We start from the raw sequence: 7,058 nt of genomic DNA, 5'->3' as shown, positions 1-7,058 counted from the left end.
CAAGATTCACTGCTCGGGGCAGTCGAAAAAGGCTGGATCACGCTTAGAGGGGCAACTACTGAAAATCCAAGTTTTGAAGTGATCCCCGCCCTCCTATCCAGGTGCCAGGTGTACATCTTAAACTCCTTTGGGAAAGAAGACCTTGAAACACTTCTCAACCGCGCCATAAAAGAAGACGGCCTTCTCCGGGAAAAAGAAATTGTGTTGAAAGAAACGGAGGCCTTATTGCGTCTATCTGGTGGGGACGCACGAAAATTGCTGAATATTTTTGAATTGGTGATCAATTCAGAAGCCACCGGTAAAATCACCATCACCAATGATCTTGTAATGACCAAGGTTCAGAAAAACACTGTCCTCTATGACAAAACCGGCGAGCAACACTACGACATCATTTCGGCCTTTATTAAATCTATTCGAGGCAGTGATCCCCAGGGCGCCGTTTATTGGTTAGCAAGAATGATAGAAGGTGGTGAGGATGTAAAATTTATAGCCAGAAGACTTTTGATATCGGCCTCAGAAGATATAGGCTTGGCAAACCCTACTGCCCTGGTGGTAGCCAATAACACTTTTCAGGCCGTAACCACTATTGGGTATCCGGAGGCTCGAATCCTCCTAAGTCAATGTGCTATTTATCTCGCCACCAGTCCTAAAAGCAATGCCAGTTATTTAGCTATTAAGCAGGCGCAGCAAGCCGTTCGTGAGCACGGCGACCTATCTGTGCCCATTGCACTTCGAAATGCACCCACCAAGCTCATGAAAGAGCTGGGCTATGGCGAAGGCTATAAATATGCGCACGACTACACCCATAATTTTATTGAAGAAGAATTTTTACCGGAGTCTATCGCAGGCACCGCCTTTTACAAGCCGGGAGAAAATACAAGGGAAAAAGCCATCAAAGAATTTTTGTTAAACAGATGGAAGGATAAATACAACCTTTAAAATTTAATTTGAAGTACTTCTTGTAATCTATCATTCCCTTCGTAATATTCGAAGATCCACTGTTCATCGCTTTTATAGATCAAGCCCTGTTGCCCTTTCCTTTCCGCCATGAAAACTGTTGGGAGTGAAGTTTCTTTTACATAAAACTGTATACTAGGTACTGTATCTACCAATTGAAATCCTGTTTCCGTTTTTTGGGCGTACAGGGTTCTAACTTCAGAAGCGGCCGGCTCAGTTACCTCAGAAATAGCATCTTCGATCGAGATCGCCTCCATAACCTCCGTAGGCTCCGTTAAGGACGGCATCTTTTCCTTATCCTTATCTTCCCCCCTTTGAATTTCTGAATCAGCCGTCTGCACTGGGATAGTTTGTTCTTTTGGTTTGGTAACAACCGCGGGCAATTCTTTTACATCGTCCCTGAAATTCAAAACAACGGTCTCTTTGCTATTACCTTTAGGCTTGTAGGAGTGTTTGAAGGTTTTTAAGGACTGAAACGCATCAGCAATTGATTCTCTATAGGCATCTTTGTATTCTTTTGCCTTACTTTTCCCAAACTGCGTCCTATACTGTTCTATCCCTTGACAGTCTTTAAACACCACGGCTACCTTGGTGGTGAACAACGAAGAATTCACTTCCAGGGAAGTAACCAGGCCAAGACAGCGGTCTGCCACCAGGTCCTGCGGCAAAGCGTCTTCATACAAGGCGTTGAACCCCTGGTTTTCAAGGTAATATTTAACAAGTGTACTGCTTTGGTAAAGATTTTCGCTGCGGAATCTCTCAAATTTCTTAGGAACAATGACGTATTTAAACTCATTTAAGACGGCTTGTGCATGGGCGCTGTAACCCATCACAAGGCAAAGAAAAAGGCAGAGATATTTCATGTTAAATTTATTATCTATTGGAGCCCCAAGATAGGATATTTAATCCTATCTGAAAAGATGCGTAGTGGCTATCTGCCAGGTTTTGGTATCCCAGTAAGTTATTGGCCATTGCATATAAATTTACCGGACCCAATTGAAAATTAACTCCAAGTCCGATGTTGCTCATAGAGAATTTGTCTACCGTATAGGTGGTCTTCACTGCCATGAAGTTACCAACGCGCCTTAGATAAAAGGCTGTCAGGGCTGCTTGCGGTCCTCGTGGCCTGTTGATCATATGAAGCTGACCTCCAAGGGCATTTCGGTATTGGAAGCGAGTGTTGGCATCTGTTACCCCTATATCACAATCACAATCCAGATCTCCATTCACAGGCTCTCCAAAATTATAGCGGATGGAGCCATATAGCTGAGTGGGCCTAAATGTTATATAGCTACTGTTGTTGTCTTCGAAAGGCAATAAGCCTTCAATTTCATCTACAAGATCTTGCCAAAAATCGGCGTTCGGATCACTAAAGGCATCCGGTAAGATGATCTCTACACCTTCAGTAGTGGCACTTCCCTGCAAGGAATATCCTTTAACATCCCCGGCGTGGTAAACAAATCCCAGATCTAGCAGACTACCTGTAATTACGGTTCGTTGATTTAAATTGTAGGTAAACCCCAGATCTATTCCCAACCCCAGATCTCCTCCCAAAAGGGCTCTTTTGGTGATCACATTGGCGACACTTCCTGATATCTCATTATCCAAAATTGCCCTGATCTCCTCAAACCCTGAGGTCCTTAGTTGCATATCGGCAACCAGGGTATTAGACAGCAGGTTATTCTGCCCTTCATTGGTAACAAAATAGCCTGTATTCCCGGAAGAATGAAAATCGTAGATCCCGGAATAGATCTTGCCCCTGGCCCCTACCGTTAATTTTCTATCAATTTCCCTATTTATACCAAAGTGAAAAACGGTAAGACCCTCTCCCCTGGTTTTTAAATGCCCCAGATCGAATCGTCTTCCCAGTTGATCTGCATTTCCGTCAAAAGCAAGATAGGCCAGATCCTGTGGCCAATAAAGAATGGTATTCGATTCAAAATAAACCCCAAAGGAATAAAATTGTTTCGGATTCTTTTTACTTCTATACCCCCCATGAAGCAGGTCTATTTGGAGGGTTGCCCCAAACTCATCTCTTTTGCTCATCCCATTGAGTGCCCTGGCACGAACCTTATCATTTACATCCAGCCCATCATTTGCGAATAAGGAGTTTACTGTGATACCGCTGGTCCCGGCTTGTCCATAGATACCTGAAGCGAGTGGTATTCCTGCATACCAGGAAAAAGAGGTATTCATTCCGGGATTTAATAAAATGGCCTGAGGAATCTCTGTAAAATCATAGAGCAACTCCTTATTCTGAGAGAAAAGGGGCGCAATACCAAAAAGCACGGCTAACATAAGAAGTAACCGTTCTCTCATTTTAGTTCTACCCTGAATTTACCACTAGATCTAAATATAATCTTGGGATCCTGTAAGGATGAAGTACTGGTGGTATCACCAAGATTACTGGCATTTACACGGATCTGCGAAGTGTTGCGAAGTATGTCTAAACTGCGTCCTGTTGGTGTACCATAGTTTGTTTCTCGCCTTAGTACAGCCGTTGGAGCGGGGTCTATGTTAAAGGTTTCCGTATCCAGCACATTCCCTGCCTCATCCAAATATTCTAATATGACTTCTAACTCTTTGCTGGTAGTGTTTTCAAGCTCATAGATAATGACTCCGTCCAAAACGTTTTCTGCGAAGAAATTCTCGTTAAAGGCATCAAAATTGAACGTCTGAGTGTACCACACGGCACCTGTCGCATCATTGATTACACTTTCCGGACTTTCCACATACAAAATACTGGCTTCTATGGTCGGAATGATCGCCAGGTCATCGAACTGATCAAAATTTTGTTCTTCCACACAGGATGAAAGCACAAAGAAGCAAACAAAAAATATAAAGAATAATTTTTTCATCTCGCATACATTGTTTGGGTAAAAGCATGAAAAACAGCTTTTAAGCCAAACCGCTATATCCTATATAACTTTATAAATACAATTTTATTTCACGAAGATCATCAATGATTTCCCCGTGCTTATGTAGTGGATCTTTATGAACATTTAGATGGATGGTATGAAATCCTACAGCGCGTGCCCCAATAATGTCTGCTTCCAGATTATCGCCTATCATAAGGGCCCTGTTTGGAAGAACTCCTGTTCTTTCTAATGCAAGTTGGAATATAAACGGATCGGGTTTCTTTACGCCGGCCATTTCTGAATTGATCACCTGCTCAAAATACCCATGAATATTTGAGTTTCTAAGTTTCTTTGCCTGTATTTCCTCAAACCCATTCGTAATGATATGCATCCTGTACGTGGGTTTCAAATAATTGAGGATTTCCCTGGAATAGGGCAATAGGTGGTCATAGGTAGACAGGTGTTCAATGTAGGCATCCGCCAGCAAGGTAATAAGAAGATCGTCGATAGGGTATTTTAGAGAATCAAATACCTTTCTAAGCCTTAAATAGCGCAGGGCCTCTTTTTGAATTTTATTCTCCCTGTATAATTTCCAAAAAGCCAGGTTGACAGGAACATATTCCCTTAAAAAATCTTCTAATTCTACACGTACATTGTGCTCTTCAAAGATCTTTTGGAAGGTAAGCGCTGAATTTTTTTCAAAATCCCACAGGGTATGATCCAGATCAAAAAATACATCGGTAACAAGTTCTCTATACATGGTAACGTGCTACGATTTTGTCATAAAGCTCAATCCAGTTTAATTTTTGTTCGGAACCCAAAAGTTCATTCGAAAACACTGTCATAAAATGTCCATTAACCTGTTTTACTTGTTCATAAAGTTGGTCTAACTCCTTAAAGATCTCTTCTTCGCTCTCATATTTCAACAAGGCATAATCGTGCATGGCAAAAGGATGGATCTTTATGGGTTGTTGAATTTCCAGGGGTATATCGTAGAAGTAAAAGGACGTACAGGTACCTGCTTTAAAACCTGTTTCATGGGTAAATCCCATACTGAAGTCATCCGTAAACTCAGCACCCACCAAATTGCGATAGGTCTCAGGAATATCTACCCTGTTATATCGAAGTCGGACATAGGTAACCGCCTTATTAATGACATTGGTAAGGTTTTCTTTCTCCAATTTTAGCAAATCCATATTGGAAAATGAACTGTAAGAAGCCGCCAATGAAACACTATTATAGTCCGCTACAGATTTTATCAAATGCTTAAAAGCGTTATTCTCGGTTGAAATATTTTTATCATATCTGGAGTAACGGGCATATTGAAAAAAGAACATACTGGAAACACCGTGTTTCTTATGAAGGGCTATCAGTTCGGAAAAATTATCATAGGGATCCTTCCTGAACTTACTCAAAACAAGTAAGCGTTGCATTACTTTTCGGAATTTTAATCCTATCAGATCCAGAAACACCCCTACACTTCCTCGAAAAAGCCCCCGGTGTGCAAAACTATGAGATACTGTAACGTCTATAATGGAAGTGAATCTTACCGATTTAGGTTTTTGTTCCAGTGTCGGGAAGCGTTCTTTTAAAAGATGTACCAATTTCTGAGCCCAAAGATCTACCACAGGTTGTTGAAGAAAACCGTGTTGATGCGCCATACTTTCTTTGTAGGGAAATCTGCCAAATAGATCTTTTACGTGCGGCACATATTCTTCATATCTGGACAAGAGGTAAAAACTGGCAGCAAAAATATCATAGGGAACATTACTTCGTTCACCGGTAGGGAAAAAACAGGGGGTATCCCCCCATTCACTCATGGTTATCTGCAAATCATTAATGCCGTGTTCAAATAACAACGGGTGACTTCTTATAAAGAACTCGTTTTGTAAAGGCTGTTTTGTATAGGTGATCTTAGGGCCGCTATGCTTAATAAAATCTTCTACCTTGGTTGTGAATCCTACTTCAATTCCCAGTATCCTTAGAAAGATCTGCTTCATGATATAGGTGAAACGGGGAGTAATCTTATGGGTATAGATCAACAACATCTTTATAATATTTGATGGTCTGCAAAACTGAAAAAGGTCTTTTCAGAAATGATAAGATGATCCAAAACTTTTATGTCTAACGCTTGTGCGGCCAGCTGTAGTTTCACCGTTATTTTTTTATCGGCTTCACTGGGTTTAAGATTTCCGGAGGGATGATTATGTGCCAGAATTAGGGCCACAGCACCGAGTTCAAGCGCTTTTTTTAAAACCAATCTGCTATCTACCAATGTGCCGGTAATACCTCCTTTGCTCAGTTGAGATTTATGGAGAACAGTGTTGGCATTATTTAGATAAATGATCCAGAATTCCTCATGCTCTAATTCCCCCAGAACAGGCCTTAAGACAGTATACGCATCTTCACTACTGCTAATCTTTGTTACCTGGGCATCTTCGCCTTCCCTTCTCCTTCTGCCTACTTCCAAAGCAGCAGCAATGGCTACCGCCTTGGCTTCCCCAATTCCCTTGAATTGCATGAGTTGGCGTACCGAGATTTTTCCAAGAACATTGAGGTTGTTATCTGCACTTTTAAGGATCCTTTTGGCCAGACTCACGGCACTTTCGTCCCGGCTACCAGAACCTATCAAAATAGCCAATAACTCCGCATCAGAAAGTACACTCCTTCCTTTGTGAAGCAGTTTTTCACGAGGCTTGTCATCATCGGCCCACGACTTAATGGAAAAGGAAGTCCTCTTTTTTTGCATGTCTAAAGATAAACAACTAAAATTTTTAATGTACATTTCTTATGTAAATTCAGAAGTCGATGAAATCGTTATTTGAAAAGGCCAATTATGATGAGATTCTGGAAAGGATCAATACTTTAAAGGAATCTGATACCGGGAACTGGGGGAAAATGACCGTTGGGCAAATGGTTTGGCATTGCCAGATACCCCTAAAGGTTGCCATTCATAACAAACCCACTAATAAAACAGGGAATATTTTAATAAAGTGGTTCTTTAAAAAATCTCTTTACAATGAGAAACCCTGGCGAAAAAATCTACCCACCTCCTCTTTTGCAAAAGCCAAAGAAGAAAAGGATTTTGAGAGTGAACGTGCTATTTTACGAGAAATGGTAACCGACTTTTATCAATTAAAAGATAGAACCACATGGAATCCCCACCCGCTTTTTGGCGTATTTACACATGACCAATGGGGTGCAATGCAATACAAACATTTGGACCATCATTTACAACAGTTT

Annotated in this window: 8 protein-coding genes; 2 read left to right on the top strand and 6 right to left on the bottom strand. The window is 41.3% G+C overall.

Going from position 1 to position 7,058, the window contains the following annotated elements; all coding sequences use genetic code 11:
- Positions 1 to 939 (top strand): replication-associated recombination protein A (locus WBM49_RS11825; protein WP_424372259.1); only part of this gene is annotated, 939 nt, incomplete at its 5' end.
- Here WBM49_RS11825 and WBM49_RS11820 read toward each other — a convergent pair.
- The 6 genes from WBM49_RS11820 to radC form a co-directional block, all read right to left on the bottom strand.
- Complete coding sequence (locus WBM49_RS11820; protein ID WP_424372258.1) at positions 936 to 1,820, bottom strand: hypothetical protein; 885 nt, start codon at positions 1,818 to 1,820, stop codon at positions 936 to 938. The two genes, WBM49_RS11825 and WBM49_RS11820, sit on opposite strands and share 4 nt — an antisense overlap.
- A gap of 10 nt (positions 1,821 to 1,830) precedes the next feature.
- Complete coding sequence (locus WBM49_RS11815) at positions 1,831 to 3,276, bottom strand: DUF5723 family protein (protein ID WP_424372257.1); 1,446 nt, start codon at positions 3,274 to 3,276, stop codon at positions 1,831 to 1,833.
- Positions 3,273 to 3,815: a hypothetical protein gene (locus WBM49_RS11810; protein WP_424372256.1), complete on the bottom strand. Its 543-nt coding sequence runs from the start codon at positions 3,813 to 3,815 to the stop codon at positions 3,273 to 3,275. The genes WBM49_RS11815 and WBM49_RS11810 overlap by 4 nt, the downstream gene beginning before the upstream one ends.
- 70 nt (positions 3,816 to 3,885) lie before the next feature.
- On the bottom strand, positions 3,886 to 4,575 hold the full coding sequence (locus WBM49_RS11805; RefSeq protein WP_424372255.1) for a YjjG family noncanonical pyrimidine nucleotidase: 690 nt from the start codon (positions 4,573 to 4,575) through the stop codon (positions 3,886 to 3,888).
- Entirely contained in the window at positions 4,568 to 5,863 is a 1,296-nt protein-coding gene (locus WBM49_RS11800; protein WP_424372254.1) for a polysaccharide deacetylase family protein, read from the bottom strand. Before WBM49_RS11800 ends, WBM49_RS11805 begins: the two co-directional genes overlap by 8 nt.
- Positions 5,864 to 5,865: 2 nt before the next feature.
- A complete protein-coding gene (gene radC, locus WBM49_RS11795; protein WP_424372253.1) occupies positions 5,866 to 6,564 on the bottom strand; it encodes a RadC family protein in 699 nt (232 codons plus the stop codon).
- Positions 6,565 to 6,623: 59 nt separating this feature from the next.
- On the opposite strand from radC, the gene WBM49_RS11790 reads away from it, so the two are divergent.
- On the top strand, positions 6,624 to 7,058 hold a 435-nt coding region (locus WBM49_RS11790), incomplete at its 3' end, for a DUF1569 domain-containing protein (RefSeq protein ID WP_424372252.1).

It is taken from the genome of Muriicola sp. (assembly GCF_049669965.1).
GTDB lineage: Bacteria > Bacteroidota > Bacteroidia > Flavobacteriales > Flavobacteriaceae > Muriicola.
This window is presented reverse-complemented; position numbering and strand designations above follow the sequence as displayed.

Bases quoted from the DNA above. Each gene is read 5' to 3' on its own strand.
- WBM49_RS11820 (WP_424372258.1), bottom strand. From the start codon at position 1,820: ATGAAATATCTCTGCCTTTTTCTTTGCCTTGTGATGGGTTACAGCGCC.
- WBM49_RS11815 (WP_424372257.1), bottom strand. From the start codon at position 3,276: ATGAGAGAACGGTTACTTCTTATGTTAGCCGTGCTTTTTGGTATTGCG.
- WBM49_RS11810 (WP_424372256.1), bottom strand. From the start codon at position 3,815: ATGAAAAAATTATTCTTTATATTTTTTGTTTGCTTCTTTGTGCTTTCA.
- WBM49_RS11805 (WP_424372255.1), bottom strand. From the start codon at position 4,575: ATGTATAGAGAACTTGTTACCGATGTATTTTTTGATCTGGATCATACC.
- WBM49_RS11800 (WP_424372254.1), bottom strand. From the start codon at position 5,863: ATGTTGTTGATCTATACCCATAAGATTACTCCCCGTTTCACCTATATC.
- radC (WP_424372253.1), bottom strand. From the start codon at position 6,564: ATGCAAAAAAAGAGGACTTCCTTTTCCATTAAGTCGTGGGCCGATGAT.